The following is a 288-nucleotide window of genomic DNA, read 5'->3' on the forward strand; positions in this document are numbered from 1 at the left end:
ATTTCCACATCCTCAGATTCACTTTACAATGTTTATGAAAAACGAATAAGAAGCGAGCCTATTCTGAATGCTGCTCGCATTCCTCAAGACCTTAGACGTGCTGCAATAAAAAAAGCCGCAGGGGTTGTCAAGTCTTGGTACACGAATTTTGAGCGCTGGATGAAACGGATTGAAAGGTCAAAGACGTGTCATACACTCAAAAAACGTACAAGATTAAAAAAGAAGGCAGGTAAACCACCAGTTTTACCACAATCCACTAATTTCCCAATTCAGGTTTATTCTGGTATG

The 288-nt window shown here is 39.9% G+C and carries 1 pseudogene; it reads left to right on the forward strand.

The annotated features are described in order from the left end of the window. Positions 1–288 (forward strand): annotated as a pseudogene (locus DSM106972_RS52540) (hypothetical protein); the annotation flags it as partial.

Origin of the sequence: Dulcicalothrix desertica PCC 7102 (assembly GCF_003991905.1) — a bacterium.
Lineage (GTDB): Bacteria > Cyanobacteriota > Cyanobacteriia > Cyanobacteriales > Nostocaceae > Dulcicalothrix > Dulcicalothrix desertica.